Source organism: Brevibacillus borstelensis (assembly GCF_037834415.1).
In the GTDB taxonomy this organism is placed as follows: domain Bacteria; phylum Bacillota; class Bacilli; order Brevibacillales; family Brevibacillaceae; genus Brevibacillus; species Brevibacillus borstelensis_A.
In genome coordinates, this window is the sequence record NZ_JAUMSJ010000002.1 from 151,079 (window position 1) to 165,681 (window position 14,603).

The 14,603-nt window shown below is 53.1% G+C and carries 14 protein-coding genes and 1 pseudogene; 1 reads left to right on the top strand and 14 read right to left on the bottom strand.

Annotation, left to right across the window (positions count from 1 at the left end; translation table 11 throughout):
• Positions 1-128: 128 nt before the first annotated feature.
• The 12 genes from Q3F21_RS02565 to Q3F21_RS02620 form a co-directional block, all read right to left on the bottom strand.
• Positions 129-872 carry a DUF6042 family protein gene (locus Q3F21_RS02565; RefSeq protein WP_340249847.1) on the bottom strand — a complete coding sequence of 248 codons (744 nt, stop codon included), beginning with the start codon at positions 870-872 and terminating at the stop codon, positions 129-131.
• A gap of 239 nt (positions 873-1,111) precedes the next feature.
• A complete protein-coding gene (locus Q3F21_RS02570; protein WP_340249849.1) occupies positions 1,112-1,510 on the bottom strand; it encodes a F0F1 ATP synthase subunit epsilon in 399 nt (132 codons plus the stop codon).
• A 25-nt stretch (positions 1,511-1,535) separates the two neighbouring features.
• Complete coding sequence (atpD, locus tag Q3F21_RS02575) at positions 1,536-2,945, bottom strand: F0F1 ATP synthase subunit beta (protein ID WP_340249851.1); 1,410 nt, start codon at positions 2,943-2,945, stop codon at positions 1,536-1,538.
• Between the two features lie 48 nt (positions 2,946-2,993).
• Positions 2,994-3,854 carry an ATP synthase F1 subunit gamma gene (atpG, locus tag Q3F21_RS02580; RefSeq protein WP_340249853.1) on the bottom strand — a complete coding sequence of 287 codons (861 nt, stop codon included), beginning with the start codon at positions 3,852-3,854 and terminating at the stop codon, positions 2,994-2,996.
• 74 nt (positions 3,855-3,928) lie between these two features.
• Positions 3,929-5,440 carry a F0F1 ATP synthase subunit alpha gene (gene atpA, locus Q3F21_RS02585; RefSeq protein ID WP_340249855.1) on the bottom strand — a complete coding sequence of 504 codons (1,512 nt, stop codon included), beginning with the start codon at positions 5,438-5,440 and terminating at the stop codon, positions 3,929-3,931.
• Positions 5,441-5,545: 105 nt separating this feature from the next.
• Positions 5,546-6,073, bottom strand: coding sequence for a F0F1 ATP synthase subunit delta (locus Q3F21_RS02590; protein WP_340249857.1), 528 nt, complete (start codon positions 6,071-6,073; stop codon positions 5,546-5,548).
• Positions 6,070-6,573 (bottom strand): F0F1 ATP synthase subunit B, encoded by a 504-nt coding sequence (gene atpF, locus Q3F21_RS02595; RefSeq protein ID WP_340249859.1) that lies wholly within the window; start codon positions 6,571-6,573, stop codon positions 6,070-6,072. The genes Q3F21_RS02590 and atpF overlap by 4 nt, the downstream gene beginning before the upstream one ends.
• Positions 6,574-6,759: 186 nt before the next feature.
• Positions 6,760-6,981 carry a F0F1 ATP synthase subunit C gene (gene atpE, locus Q3F21_RS02600; RefSeq protein WP_003388414.1) on the bottom strand — a complete coding sequence of 74 codons (222 nt, stop codon included), beginning with the start codon at positions 6,979-6,981 and terminating at the stop codon, positions 6,760-6,762.
• A 50-nt stretch (positions 6,982-7,031) separates the two neighbouring features.
• The gene (gene atpB / locus Q3F21_RS02605) at positions 7,032-7,853 is read right to left on the bottom strand and encodes a F0F1 ATP synthase subunit A (RefSeq protein ID WP_340249861.1); all 822 of its coding nucleotides are present in this window, start codon (positions 7,851-7,853) and stop codon (positions 7,032-7,034) included.
• Positions 7,854-7,920: 67 nt separating this feature from the next.
• Positions 7,921-8,289 (bottom strand): ATP synthase subunit I, encoded by a 369-nt coding sequence (locus tag Q3F21_RS02610; RefSeq protein ID WP_003388416.1) that lies wholly within the window; start codon positions 8,287-8,289, stop codon positions 7,921-7,923.
• A gap of 11 nt (positions 8,290-8,300) precedes the next feature.
• Positions 8,301-8,510, bottom strand: coding sequence for an AtpZ/AtpI family protein (locus Q3F21_RS02615; RefSeq protein ID WP_340249864.1), 210 nt, complete (start codon positions 8,508-8,510; stop codon positions 8,301-8,303).
• Positions 8,511-8,709: 199 nt separating this feature from the next.
• Entirely contained in the window at positions 8,710-9,906 is a 1,197-nt protein-coding gene (locus tag Q3F21_RS02620) for an acetyl-CoA C-acyltransferase (protein ID WP_340249866.1), read from the bottom strand.
• Between the two features lie 331 nt (positions 9,907-10,237).
• Between Q3F21_RS02620 and Q3F21_RS02625 the strand changes: the two genes are divergently transcribed.
• A complete protein-coding gene (locus Q3F21_RS02625) occupies positions 10,238-10,723 on the top strand; it encodes a PPC domain-containing protein (RefSeq protein WP_340249868.1) in 486 nt (161 codons plus the stop codon).
• A 252-nt stretch (positions 10,724-10,975) separates the two neighbouring features.
• Here Q3F21_RS02625 and Q3F21_RS02630 read toward each other — a convergent pair.
• Together Q3F21_RS02630 and Q3F21_RS02635 are read right to left on the bottom strand one after the other, a co-directional pair.
• Positions 10,976-11,233: pseudogene (locus Q3F21_RS02630) on the bottom strand (aminotransferase class III-fold pyridoxal phosphate-dependent enzyme); the annotation flags it as partial.
• A 51-nt stretch (positions 11,234-11,284) separates the two neighbouring features.
• Positions 11,285-14,446 carry a phosphodiester glycosidase family protein gene (locus Q3F21_RS02635; RefSeq protein ID WP_340249870.1) on the bottom strand — a complete coding sequence of 1,054 codons (3,162 nt, stop codon included), beginning with the start codon at positions 14,444-14,446 and terminating at the stop codon, positions 11,285-11,287.
• Between the last annotated feature and the right edge of the window lie 157 nt (positions 14,447-14,603).

A 14,603-nucleotide genomic window follows, 5' to 3' on the forward strand; every position in this document is an offset into this window, starting at 1 on the left:
ATTAGAAAAAAATACCTTTACCATTATAGCAAATCGCCTACATGGTGTCTAACGAAGTCATTCCATATGTACCAATAAAAGGGAAAACTTAGAGAACTTTTCCCTAAGTTTTCCATTCTGTGCATATTTTATTGAACGTTCGAAGAAAACTGCTGTCCGAGAAAATCTTCGTAGATGCGCTCCCAAACAATAGAGAACGTCATCGGTTCATCGTCCGGAATTTCCGGCATGTTCTCGATTGCGTCTTCCATATACGGAGTCAGCTTGATCAACACCTCGACAAGCATCGCATCGTTGGTATCCAGCATTTCTTTAAGCTCCGCTTTGGTAAAGGTAAAGGACTCATCATCCCGCTCGTGGAGCGCCATGACCAGACGGGCAAAGAACGGATGCACCAATGCTTCGAATCTTAGATATCTCAACGCATACTGCTCGACTTCAGTCAGCTGGAACGTGTCCAGAGCGTCCGGGAACGGATTGATCGGCACATCCCACACATCGCCTTTATCGATGAGCAGTCCCCATTTTTCAAAGAGAGCAATCGCTTCTTCCCGGGATTTCGGATATTCATAGCCGGAACGAACGATCACATTTTTATGTCTGTCCAACAAGCTCTTGTAGTTTTCAAAATCCTCTTTGGAATTGAACATGTCTTCTGTCGGTTCGGCAAACAGGCCTTCCAAGCCTTCAAAGCCGTCGACGATCTCGCGCATCTCCGCTTTGCTGTCTCCTTTGTGGGCCGCATAGCACAGCGCCTGGAACAACACATTCATTTCATGCGGAAGCACGTGGCTCCAGCCATGGCCCGCATACGCTTCAGGAATAGCAACGCCTTGGCTGCTGCTATCGCGAACATCTCTAACTGTTTGCATATGTTACACTCTCCTTTATCCCAATAGCCAATTCGCAATTCCAGTACATAATATCCCGCCATTTTTGCTGCCAAGACGGGCATTAGGTTTATTATACACGGAATCAATAGGCGATTACCAACTCGAAAAAATAATTGGGGGAAACTACCCTCGTTCCCTTAAAATGCTGGGCAATTCCAACGCCTGTGGGCACAGGAAAAGTCCCCGTCGCCATAAGCGCGGGGACTTTTGTCATCTACTTATTTGGTAACCTCAAGACGAGTGATTGCGCGTTGCAGTGCACGTTCGGCCCGACGCACATCCAGGTCCGGATACTTTTCGTTCAGGCGCTTCTCGGCACGCTCTTTCGCTGCCTTGGCGCGGCCTGGATCGATATCTTCCGGTCTTTCCGCTGTCTCGGCCAAAATCGTCACCTTGTCGCCGCGAACTTCCATGAAGCCGCCGCTGACAGCCATCACGAGCTCTTTGTCGCCCTCGGTCTTGATCCGAACAGGTGCGATTTTCAGTGGAGTCACCATGGGCATGTGATTCGGGAAAATGCCAAGATCCCCTTGTACGCCACGGGCAATGACCATGCTGGCTTCACCGCTGAACAAAACCCGTTCAGGAGTTACGACTTCTACTGTCATCTTACTCACTTACTGGTCTCCCCTTTCCAGGGTGTTACGCCATGGTCTTTGCACGTTCTACAACGTCTTCGATCGTACCAGCATACAGGAATGCGCCCTCAGGCAGGTGGTCGTGCTTGCCTTCGAGGATTTCCTTGAAGCTGCGAACGGTTTCCTTGAGCGGCACGTATTGGCCCGGGTTGCCGGTAAACTGCTCGGCAACGTGGAACGATTGAGACAGGAAGCGTTGGATGCGGCGGGCGCGTGCAACAATTTGCTTGTCTTCGTCGCTCAGCTCGTCCATACCCAGGATCGCGATAATGTCTTGCAGTTCTTTGTAGCGTTGCAGGATTTTTTGAACGCCGCGAGCCACATCGTAGTGCTCTTGACCAACAATGTCAGGAGACAGAGCGCGAGATGTGGAAGCGAGCGGGTCAACCGCAGGGAAGATACCCAGCTCGGCGATGGAACGCTCCAGGTTCGTCGTCGCGTCCAAGTGAGCAAACGTCGTAGCCGGAGCAGGGTCTGTGTAGTCGTCCGCCGGTACGTAGATCGCTTGAATGGAAGTAACGGAACCTTTTTTCGTGGAGGTAATGCGCTCTTGCAGCTGACCCATTTCAGTAGCCAGAGTCGGCTGGTAACCTACCGCGGAAGGCATGCGTCCGAGCAGAGCGGATACCTCGGAACCTGCTTGTGTGAAGCGGAAGATGTTGTCGATGAACAGAAGCACGTCGCGGCCTTCTTCGTCACGAAAGTATTCCGCCATGGTCAGACCTGTCAACGCCACGCGCAGACGCGCGCCAGGCGGTTCGTTCATTTGTCCGAATACCATCGCGGTTTTCGGCAGAACGCCTGCGTCTTTCATCTCATGGTACAAGTCGTTCCCTTCACGGGTACGCTCGCCAACGCCGGCGAATACGGAGATACCGCCGTGCTCTTGCGCGATGTTGTTGATCAGCTCTTGAATCGTAACGGTTTTACCTACACCGGCACCGCCGAAGAGACCGATCTTGCCGCCCTTGATGTAAGGAGCGAGAAGGTCAATAACCTTGATGCCCGTTTCCAGAATTTCTACTTCAGTCGCTTGCTCCACGAACTCAGGAGCTTTGCGGTGAATCGGATCGCGGCGCTCTACTTGACCCAGTTCTTTCAGGTCGATTGGCTCGCCGAGTACGTTAAATACGCGGCCCAGGGTAACTTCACCAACTGGAACAGAGATAGCAGCGCCTGTGTCGACTGCTTCCATACCGCGCACCAGACCATCTGTAGTGGACATCGCAACGGCACGAACCAGATTGTCACCCAGGTGTGTCGCAACCTCGACAGTCAAATCGATGTCGCGCTCACCGGCGCTTTGTGCTTTATGTTGAATTTTGATCGCATTGTAAATGGCAGGCAAATGTCCGCGGTCGAACTCGATGTCAACGACCGGACCCATTACCTGAACCACGCGTCCTTTCGCCATCTTACTTCTTCCCTCCTGTGAAACTGAATTGGGAGTCAACTTTCGTCTTTACGCCTGTGCGTTGGCACCGGAGACGATCTCGGAGATCTCCTGCGTAATCGCTGCCTGACGGGCACGGTTGTAGATCAACGTGTAACGTCCAATCATGTCCGTTGCGTTATCTGTCGCGTTGCCCATCGCTGTCATGCGGGAACCTTCTTCGGAAGCCTTCGCCTCGAGCATGGCGCTATATACGAGAGTTTCTGCATACTTCGGCAACAGATCAGCCAGGACTTCCTCTGCATTCGGTTCGTACTCGTAATTGGCTGTGCGCACATTGCTGCCCTCGGGAGCATCAAGCGGCAGCACACGCTTTATAGTAGGCACCTGTGAGATAGCACTCTGGAACTTGTTGTAGCACAAGTACAGCTCGTCGATCTGTTCGTCCGCGAACAGCTGTACGGCAGCACTGGCGATCTTCTTGATATCAGAAAAGGCAGGGTTTTCTATGCCGGTCGCCTCGTCAATGACGGGGTAATTGCGCTTTGTGAAAAAATCACGGCCTTTACGTCCGATTACAAAAATGCCGTAATCGTCCTTGGACTTGTGCTTCTCATTAATGGTCTGGATCACGGTACGGATCATGTTGCCATTGTAACCGCCAGCGAGACCGCGGTCAGAGGTGATGACAATATAGCCGGTCTTTTTCACTGGACGGGATTGCAGCATCGGATGCTTGGAACCGGTGGTGCCGCTTGCGATGCTGGCGATCACTTCCTGAATCTTGTCGGCGTAGGGACGGGCTGCTTCCGCCTTCTCCTGGTTGCGGCGAAGCTTTGCGGCCGCCACCATCTTCATCGCCTTTGTGATCTGACGGGTATTTTTCACGCTTTTAATACGACGTCGAATCTCGCGTATTCCTTTAGCCAATCGTTTTCACCACCTTGGGGATACATGCCGAACTGGTGGTCCGGCATGTAATCAGTTGTCTATTGGATTAACGTTTAGCGAGTAACCGAAAAGCCTTTTTTGAACTCTTCGATCGCTGCGTTGAATTCTTTTTCATCCGGAAGCTCTTTCGTCGTACGGATGTGTTCCAACAGCTCAGGCTTGTTGGACTCGAGATACGACATCAGTTCCTTCTCGAAGCGGCCTACAGCCTCTACCGGAATATCGTCGAGGTAGCCTTTGGTCGCGGTGTAGATGATCGCAACCTGCTTCTCAACCGGAATCGGCTCGAATTGGCCTTGCTTCATTACTTCCATCAAACGCTCACCGCGGGTCAGACGGGCTTGCGTCGCTTTGTCAAGGTCGGAACCGAACTGGGCAAACGCAGCCAGCTCGCGGTATTGAGCCAGCTCAAGCTTGAGCGGACCGGCAACCTTTTTCATCGCCTTGATTTGCGCCGAACCACCTACGCGGGATACGGACAGACCGGTGTTTACCGCAGGACGTTGGCCGGCGTTGAACAAGTCTGTTTCAAGGAAGATCTGACCGTCGGTGATGGAAATCACGTTGGTCGGAATATATGCGGAAATGTCACCCGCTTGGGTTTCGATAAACGGAAGGGCAGTCAGTGAGCCTGCGCCCAGGTCATCGGACAATTTCGCTGCGCGCTCCAGCAGACGGGAGTGCAGGTAGAATACGTCACCAGGATACGCTTCACGGCCTGGAGGACGGCGGAGCAGGAGGGACATTTCGCGGTATGCGGCAGCCTGTTTGGACAGATCGTCGTATACGCAAAGAACGTGTCCGCCCTTGTACATGAAGTACTCACCCAGCGTAACCCCAGCATAAGGAGCCAGGAACAGCATCGGAGCCGGGTCGGACGCAGTCGCGGAAACGACGATGGTGTAGTCCAGAGCGCCGTGCTTGCGCAGAGTTTCTACGATGTTTGCCACGGTCGATTGCTTCTGACCGATCGCCACGTAGATACAAATCATGCCGTTGCCTTTTTGGTTGATGATGGTGTCGAGCGCTACAGATGTTTTACCTGTTTGGCGGTCGCCAATGATCAGCTCGCGCTGTCCGCGGCCGACTGGGATCATCGCGTCAATCGCCTTGATACCGGTTTGCAGCGGTTCATGAACGGATTTACGCGCCATAACGCCCGGAGCCGGACTTTCGATCGGGCGGAATTCTGTCGTGTTGATCGGGCCGAGGCCGTCGATCGGCTGACCGAGCGGGTTCACGACGCGGCCCACCATTGCTTCACCTACAGGAACCTCCATGATGCGGCCTGTACGTTTTACTGTATCGCCTTCTTTAATGTCGCGGAACGGACCAAGAATAACGACACCCACGTTATCTTCTTCCAAGTTGAGTACCATACCCATAACGCCGTTTTGGAACTCGAGGAGCTCCCCGGCCATTGCTTTTTCCAAACCGTGAACGCGTGCGATACCGTCACCAACCTGGATGACCGTACCTACGTCCACAACTTCAATTTCAGATGTAAAATTAGCGATCCGCTCTTTAATGAGGGAGCTAATCTCTTCTGGTCTGATTGCACTCACTTACATTCACCCCATTCGTCCAACGATCTTAATAGAGGGTGTTTAAAGCGCATGTGAATGCCTGGCCTTGCGTCAAATGACCAGGATTCCCGCTTTAAACGGCATTTATGATTGATGCGCGAAAAGTTCCAACTTCGTCTTAATGCTTCCGTCATACAAACGGTCGCCGATCTTGATCACAATTCCGCCGAGGATGGACGGATCCACCACTGTTTGCAGGCGCAGCTTTTTGTTCAGCTTTTGACCGAACTTCTCAGCCAGCTCGGCCTGCTCTTCAGCCGACAACGGTTTTGCGCTGGTGACGATTGCGTCGGCAATGCCGCGCGCTTCGTTTGCCAGCTTCACAAAGGCCTGCTGGATTTGTGCCAGCTGCCCCTCCCGTCCGCTTTCAATCAGCACGATCAGGAAATTGTGAGTCTCTTCGCTGATGTGACTCTTGAACAAGTCGTCCACCAGCGTTTTCTTTGCTCCCGCCGCGATGTGCGGATGAAGCAGGATCTTGCTCAGATCGGCGTTTTGCTCAACCGCTTGCAGTACTGCGCCAAGGTCAGCTTCCACCTGATCGATTTTCCCACGCTCGCTGGCCACTTCAAAGAGGGCGCGGGCGTAGCGCTTTCCTACCGCGCTGCTCATAGGCGATCTCCCACTTGAGCGAGGAATTTGTCAACAGTCGCTTTTTGCGCTGCTTCGTCCAGTTCTTTTTCAATGATCTTGGACGCCAGGAGAACGGACAGACCTGTCATTTGATCGCGCAGTTCCGCTTTTGCTTTTTCCACTTCGCGAGCCAGTTCCTTGCTGGCGTCAGCCTTCATGCGCTCAGTCGCAGCTTGCGCATCGGCAACCAGCTTCGCGCTCTCGTCCGCGGCCTGTTTCGTAGCGCGGTCGATAATCGCTTTTGCTTCTACACGAGCCTCGTCCAGGACGCGGCGCTGTTCAGCGAGAAGCGCTTCCGCTTCTTGGCGGCTCTTTTCAGCCGAGGAAATTTGGGATTCGATATGCTGACGGCGCTTTTCCATGATTCCTACGATAGGTCCCATGGCCACTTTACGAACAACCAGCAGCAACACCAAGAATACGATTACTTGGGTAAGCAAGTCTCCAAGGTTAAGGGAGACGGCACCAAAGTCGAGCATTTGTTTCACTCCTTCCTTACAAACAGGAGAATGTATATCTACGGATTAAAGCCGCTTCTTTCCTAGACAACCCGGCTGCGCCGGCTCAAAGGCCGGGCGTAGCCGCAAGCCACCAGGCCGAAGAACAAGTTCTGATGACTAAAATAGAGGCGAAGGTCAAGCCCCCGCCTATCAAACCTATGCTTTTTACAGACGACCGAAGAGGATGAAGCCGATCGCAACTGCGATAATCGGAACCGCCTCGACGAGACCGAGACCCAGGAACATGAGACCCATCAGGTTGCCGCGCGCCTCAGGCTGGCGAGCTACGCCATCAATTGTGCGGGAAATAACGAGAGAGTTACCAATTGCTGCACCAAGAGCAGCCAGACCAAATATGATACCGATTGCAAGAGCCAAACCTTCCATTGTAAGAAAACCTCCTTAGTGTGTGTAAAAGATAGAAAATCTACAGTGAATTAATGTTGGTCATTCACTTGTTGTGAAATGTATACCATCGCCAACGTGGTGAAGATAAAGGCTTGGACAGAGCCGACAAAGACGGAGTAGCCCAGCCACAGGAACAACGGAATGCTTCCGAAGATTCCCACGCTCAACAGGAAGGCGATCAAAACCTCACCGGCAAAGATGTTACCGAATAGACGCAAAGGAAGCGTCAACGGCTTAATAATGAACTCTTCCAGAATGTGAATCGGGTTCAGGAACGTATGCTTGAGCCATCCGCCGAAACTCTTCTTCATCCCCAGGTAGTGCGCGTAGAGCAGCACCACAAACGCCAGCGCAAAGGTTACGCTCGGAGTAGCAGTCGGCGATTTCCACCAGCCGATGACTACGCCGTGGCTGTGAGGATCGGTAGAGGTCAACTCTTCATTCAGCTTCTCCAGCTTCTGTGCCTTGGCTTCATCGTTGCTCGCCAGCGTCAGCGCATCGACCACCGTCTGGCTCATTTGTTGACCCGTAGCAGGATCGTTGTGATGGGACGTATTCACGTTGAACACAAGGCCAAGCTGGTTGCTGATAAAGATGTAGAGGAACAGGGTCAAGGCAATCGTGACAAAATGCGCTGCCTTTTTAGGCTCGATATAGCTTTTGGTGATGCCTGTGACGAAATCGACAATCCATTCCATCACGTTTTGCCCGCCTCTTGGAGCAGCGGTGGTCAGGTTGCGGGTCAGACCCACACACAGAAGCAATACCACCAGGGAGCTTACCAAAATCGCAATGATGGTCGAGACGTCAAAGACCATGCCCAACCATTCAAATCGCAGAGAATAATGCATGTATTTCACCCCTTTCTTCCGCGCGAGTCTATTACAAGTCATGTACAGAGTAAAGAATGCTGCAAATCTATTTTAAGGAGCGGTAAACGAAAAAGAAGCCTAACACTTGAAAGAGGAAAAGGCCGATCAGCACGCCCGACAAAACAAACAGATGGGGGAAGCGGATCGTCAAAAATACGGCGAATCCAGCCAAGAGGAGGCGCTGCAGCATGCCTGTTCCTTTTGGACGGACGCTCGGGTCGACAGCCATCTGGCCGATGCGCCAAGTCTTGCTTACGAGCACGGTGCCGCCCAGTAGGCTGCACCCCATTCCAAGCAGGAGGCTCTGCAAAAACAGCCGATATGGAGGCAACACGGCCCAGAGTATCGCAACCAGGGCCACACAGAAAAAAGCATAGCGAAAGGTTGCTCGCATAGCCGAAGTAAACGTTTGCATGTTCTATCTCCCTACAAATACCCGCGAACTATGCGGTAGACGCTATACACGCCAATTCCCAATCCGAGAAGGAGCCCAGCCATCAAGAACCACGGTTTGGTAGACAGAAGACTGTCAACGTATCTGCCCAGATAGACGCCGCCAATGACACAGACGGCCATGTCCGCCCCTATCAGGCTGACTAGCGTGACGGCTCGCCACGGATTATCGATTTTCGGCACATAACCGTCCCCTTTCATATACAAGGAGAGGGCAGGTTGTCAAGTGCCCCTATGCCCTCATTCATATTAACGAAGATTTATTCCATTTGTCAACGTGCCACAGGTTCTGTACACAAAGCGTTCACATTTGAAAATTGCCCGGTTTTTTGCAAAAACAGCCTATTTTGCACGGCCAAAAAAACTGGAAAAACTATCTCTTCTACTGATTGATTTTTTCAACAACCGTGGCTACCCCTTGACCCCCGCCAATGCAAAGAGTCGCTAACCCATAGTTTACCCCTGAACGCTTGTTCAATTCATGGACAAGCGTCACCAGAATCCTTGCTCCGCTCGCTCCGATCGGATGGCCGAGAGCGATCGCCCCGCCGTTCACATTCAGCTTCTCTCGAGGGATCCCGAGTTCTTTTCCGACTGCCAGCGACTGTACGGCAAACGCCTCATTGGCTTCGATCAAATCCATTTGCGCAAGCGTCAGGCCCGCTTTTTCCAGCACGCGCCGCGTCGCCGGCACCGGCCCGATCCCCATGATGCTCGGGTCCACGCCGGCACTGGCATTGGCAATGATCCTGGCCAGCGGTTTTACGCCGAGCTCGCGCGCCTTCTCCCCCGTCATGATCAAGAGCGCAGCCGCTCCGTCGTTGATGCCGGACGCATTCCCGGCTGTAACCGTCCCGTCCTTTTTAAACGCGGGGCGGAGCTTTCCGAGCGCTTCCGCCGTTACGCCGGCCCGCGGGAACTCGTCGACGCTGAACATGATCGGATCGCCTTTCTTCTGCGGAATCGGCACCGGTACAATCTCATCCCGGAAGCGTCCTTCGCTGAGCGCGCGCTGCGCTTTTTCCTGGCTCCAGGAGGCGAATTCGTCCTGTTCCTCTCTCGTCAGCGCATACTGCGTGCACAGGTTTTCCGCTGTTATTCCCATGTGATAGTCATTGAACGCACACCAGAGACCGTCGCGAATCATGCTGTCGACCACTTTTTGATCGCCCATGCGGTAGCCGTTCCGCGCCCCTTCCAACAAATACGGCGCCTGGCTCATATTCTCCATGCCCCCGGCAAGCACAACCTCGGCATCGCCGGAGAGGATCGACTGCACCGCCAGATGGACTGCTTTCAGTCCGGAGCCGCACACCTTGTTGATCGTCATGGAGGGCACCTGCTGAGGCAGCCCTGCCCGGATCGCCGCCTGACGGGCCGGGTTTTGTCCGAGGCCGGCCTGGAGGACGTTGCCCAGTATCACCTCATCAACGGCTTCTTTGGCGACACCTGCCCGTTCGAGCGCCGCTTCCAGCACGATCGCTCCCAACTGCGTGGCGCTTACCCCCGCCAGCGCTCCCTGAAAATTTCCAATGGCCGTCCGAACGGCGCTTGCAATTACGATTTCTCTTTGACTCACGAAAAATCACTCCTCGCAAAACTGGATGAAAGCCTCTCCATACCATTCCATTTTTAATCGAAATATTCCTGCATTTTCGAACAATCCGCATGAAACGACCGCTTCACCCTTGATTTGATTTAGTGAATTCATAGAGTGCCAATGTTCTCTGAGGCCGACTGTCTGTTGACAGAAACATTCCAACAATTTACCAATGAAATTTTATATCAAAGAACAAGTCGATAGCCAAGGTGACATTCAAAATTTTTCCACACTGAGAGTTTACAAATAAATTCAAATATTGTACATTTTATCCATGGTTAAAAATACCAATCTGTGGAGGTAGCCTGTTATGAAAAAATGCTTGAACCTCGTCCTTGGCCTCGCTCTCATATTTACATTTTCCAGTTCCGTTTCCGCAGCGGAGAAAAAGCAATCCCCTCAAGTACAAAAACTTTCGGCAGCTCCTGCGGCAACATATCCTTTCGAAGTGGAACCCAATAATTCAAGACGCTCGGCAAATCCGATACTCGAGGATGGCATACAAGGCACCATTAGTTCGGCCACAGATGAAGATTGGTTCTCTTTTGTCGCTCCTATAGATAATAGAGAAAGATTGGCTCTACTCGTTCCATACGGTGACTATGATTATGATTTGTATTTATATGAGCTGGTGGGTAAACAGCTGGAGGAAATCAAATCATCGACAAGGGCCGGAAATGCGGACGAAGTGATTCGCTTTGATGCGGAGGAAGGGAAGCAGTACTTTATTCTTGTCAAATCCGACTCCGGATTTACCCCTGAAGATCCATACACGTTATACTTTGACATCAGATAAAATAGCGACTCTCGGAAAGATTCATTCTTTATTCAATCAAACGCCCCGTCCTGATACATCGGTTTCAGGACGGGTTTTACTTTGCCTGTCGGTAGTATCCTCTTAAAACACCACGTTCAATCAGCATGAAAACGACTAAAGACTAAAGGATGGTGACCCGAACGCCGATTCGCTCATCCCAGTGGTAGCCTTTCTTCGTTTGTTTGTCCCGGACAGCCAGGTCATCCTCTGTGGCTGACCAGCGGCGGTATGAGTCGCCACCTTGTCCGCGATAAGCAGCACATCGTACTGTTTCGCCAATTCCGCCATTTTTTTGAGACAGCCATCCGGCATCAATATCACTCCGCTCACTCCCTGGACGACCGGTTCGACGATGAGTGCCGCGGTTTCGTCCGCCTTTTGTTCCAGAAGCTGTTCAAGACAGGCTATCGTCGCGTCTGTTGCCGATTCTTCCCCTTCGTGGCGATACGGGTACGGATACGGAATCGTGTACGGAGAAAACAGCAGCGGAATACAAAAAAACCGGCCTCCTCGCTTGAGGAGAAGCCGGTTTTGCAAGTACTACGATTTGTTCAAAATCCGATACAGCGCGACGACAGTCACTGCCCGGGTCGTCGGTTTATTCGGTTCAAACTTGCCGCCGATCGGGTCCACCAGCCCCAAACCTACCGTGTTGTTGATCGACTGGGTCGCCCAGGATGGCCACGACTTTTTGTCCGACATCGCTTTGGCCGGAGTCGCTTTTTTCTTCAGTACACGGTCCAGGATCACGGCAGCTTCCGCCCGGGTCACAGGCTGGTCCGGACGGAATGTGTTGTCCGGATAGCCTTTTACCAGGCCTTTGGCGATGGCCACCTGGACTGCTCCCTGCGCATAGGCCGGGACTTTGTCCTTGAACTTCAGCTTGGGCGATGCTGGCAGCTCCCAGTTAAAGGTGCGGGCCAGAAGCGTGACATACTGCGCCCTGGTGAGGGAGGCCTCGGGGCCAAACGTCGTTTCCGTCAGCCCCTTTACATACCCCTTCTCGGCCATCCAGGTGATTTCCTTCTTGGCGGCGTGTTTGGCGATGTCCGCAAAGCCTGCGCTGCCGCCCGCTCCATCCACATAGTACGGAATATAGGTTCCGTAATCATTGACCTCGTATACCCACTGTCCTTGCGCATTTCTTGTACCAAGCAGCGGATCGAGCGTCTTGTTGATCTCGTTTACGTACAGGAGACCTACCCCTTTGCCTGCGATCCAGTTTTTCGGCGTCAGCGTCAGGGTCATCGGCGATATGGTGATTTGATCTTCCTGACCGTCTTTGTACGCCTCCGGCTTGATTGTAAAGGAGTAATCAGTCGGTACGTAGCCCGGGAGCGACTGCGGCACGATCGAGTTTACCTTGATCGAAGCCGCGGCCAGGAACGGTGCTGTACGCTCAAACGAGTAGCCCAGGTCGAGCTCTGCTCCCAGCGACAGCGTGCCCGGCACCTCCGGCACGACGCTGGTCCCCTTCGGCGCTGTACCTGCGGAGTTCGGCATGATGAGCGAGATTTCGTCAAAATACAGCGTTCCTTTGTCTTGCTGATGGCCGTCTTCCGGACGGTCCACGATGTAGATGCTCTTCAACTGGAGCGGATAAGCCGCGTTTGCCGGGAAGTAGCCTTTTACCTGCTTCCAGCCGGTCCAGTCAATTTCTTGCGCGAGATCGACGTACACAGTCTTGCCGTTGGCGTCGATCACTTCGGCGCGCAGCCAGTGCTTGCTGTTGTCTCCGTTTACCCACAGGCCCAGACCGATCGGCTTGCCCGGGATTTGCTGCGGCTGGGCAGCGATGCGGCCATAGGCGAATCGCATCTGGCCTTGCGGAGCTCCGGTGAAGTTGTACACCAGCTTGGCTGACTTGTGCGTGCGGAACACAGGATCGGACACTGCCGTAAACGAACCGCTCGCATTCAGCGACTCAGGAATGGCTGCATGGTGCATGCCGACCTGATTGTCAAAGGTGATCCACGGTTGTTCTAACTGACCTACGGTAAACGGAACGTTTGTCGCTGCGCCGTCGTACACGACCGTCAACGTGCCGTTGCCTGTCTCATCGCCTGCGACCAGCTGCAGCTGATCGTTTACTGCTGCTACCTGGGAATCTACGCTGGTCTGGACGCTGAGCGGCGTCGCTTGCACCAATTGTCCTTTTTTCGTCTTGATCTTCACATCGAGTGTGAGCGATTGTCCCGGTGCGATGGAAATCGGATTTGGCGACACGACGATCTGCTGTACTTCGCTTCCCGAGATCACGTGCACCTCTTTTTGCTGGTCGACGCTGCCCGAACTCGCCGTAAAGGCAATCTGCCCCGATTTCATCGGCGTGAACTTGTTTCCATTAAACGAACCGGCATCCGGTTGGGTTGCCTGCCAGGAGATCGCCGACGGATCAATGGCATATGGCTGATAGTGAGTATCGTACGCTTTGGTCGTAAACTCCGCCGTTTGGCCAATCAGCATCTCGGTGGGGCCATTGATGACAAAGCCCTTTAATTCTCCCGGAGGAGCTGTATTGTAGACCGCCAGTCCTGTAGGCACTCGTCGTTCGGAGCCGCCTGTCGTCTTGATCGCCAGGTTGGCCTGCGTGTCACCGAGCATCCGAACGGACATGGTGGTGGAGCCTCCGCCGTCGAAGTTGACGGCTCGGTATGCCCCAAGCTCGGCCATGATTCTCGCCAGCTCGTCCAAATAGACGCCATTGGTGCCGTCGATTGTCACCATCAGCAGCGTTTTTCCGTCCTGTGTAACGCCGACAGCCGTACGGGCGTTCAGGGGCAGAATCGATTTGTCTGCCTGAATCGACGTCAACGCTCTGCCCTGGTCGACCAGCAGGACGTTCCCGCCAACCGCCTGCGCCCAATCCTGACTGTTCGGAGTAGTCTGATACTCGACCTGAGCCGTCGATCCGACCGGGAAGTTTTGTTTCAGAAAGTTGGCTGCCGTGCCATGTCCCCAGAGGACATAGCCGTTGTAAGGAATGTAGAAGCCCGGTTGATTGACCCGGATTTCTTTCGCCACATTGTCCACGAACAAGACCTCGACGACATCCTTGTAGCCGGAAATCGCGCCCAGACTTGTCTGGCTGAACGAGGGTGTATACATGTTCAATTGGTTCATATGGCTTTGGCGGTTATCACTGGGGTTGTACTCTTCCTTGTTTATCCCTTGCAGCGGGAATGCATTGCCAGTCGGGGCCGTTACTTTGCCGGTAAACCCGAACTTTTCGATCAGCGCCGTCTTGTCGCTGGTGATCCCGAGGCTGTACCAATAAGAGACCAGCCCCATCGACGATACCAGTTCTTTGTCTTTCATGACGATTCCGAATGGTGCGCCACGCTTTTTCATGTTGAAAAAGTCCGCATTGATCGCCGAGACTGCCCCCGTCTCCCGCGCCATTTGCGTGACAGTCTGCCGATCCGTCAGCTTGCCTTTCGTGCCGTAAATCGGCTTTACCTCCACATACGGGTTGTTCAAATCAACCTTGGTCACCATGACATTGATTTGTTTATCATCAAAGGTTTTCGTGTATTTATGTAAGGTCGCACCTTCCCCAATGGTCGTTTGCCACATCAATTGCAGCATGCTCGTTTCCGCCCGCGCCTGGGCCACATTGCTTGCCAGAGGCGCAAACGGAACAAAGGCTCCCCAGGCCACAGCTGCGGCCGTAAGCAGCGACAAAACCTTCCGCGCTCTCATGTTGATAACTCCTCTCCGATTTCCTTCTCTGTACGTGCTACTTATGTATGCATCTAAATAATAGACGCTGTAACCGGTGTGATAGTTTCGGTCTTCTTTGCAGATTCTTCATTGGAAAAACAGACCAGTGTAAACTTTTTACATTGGCATCGAAAAA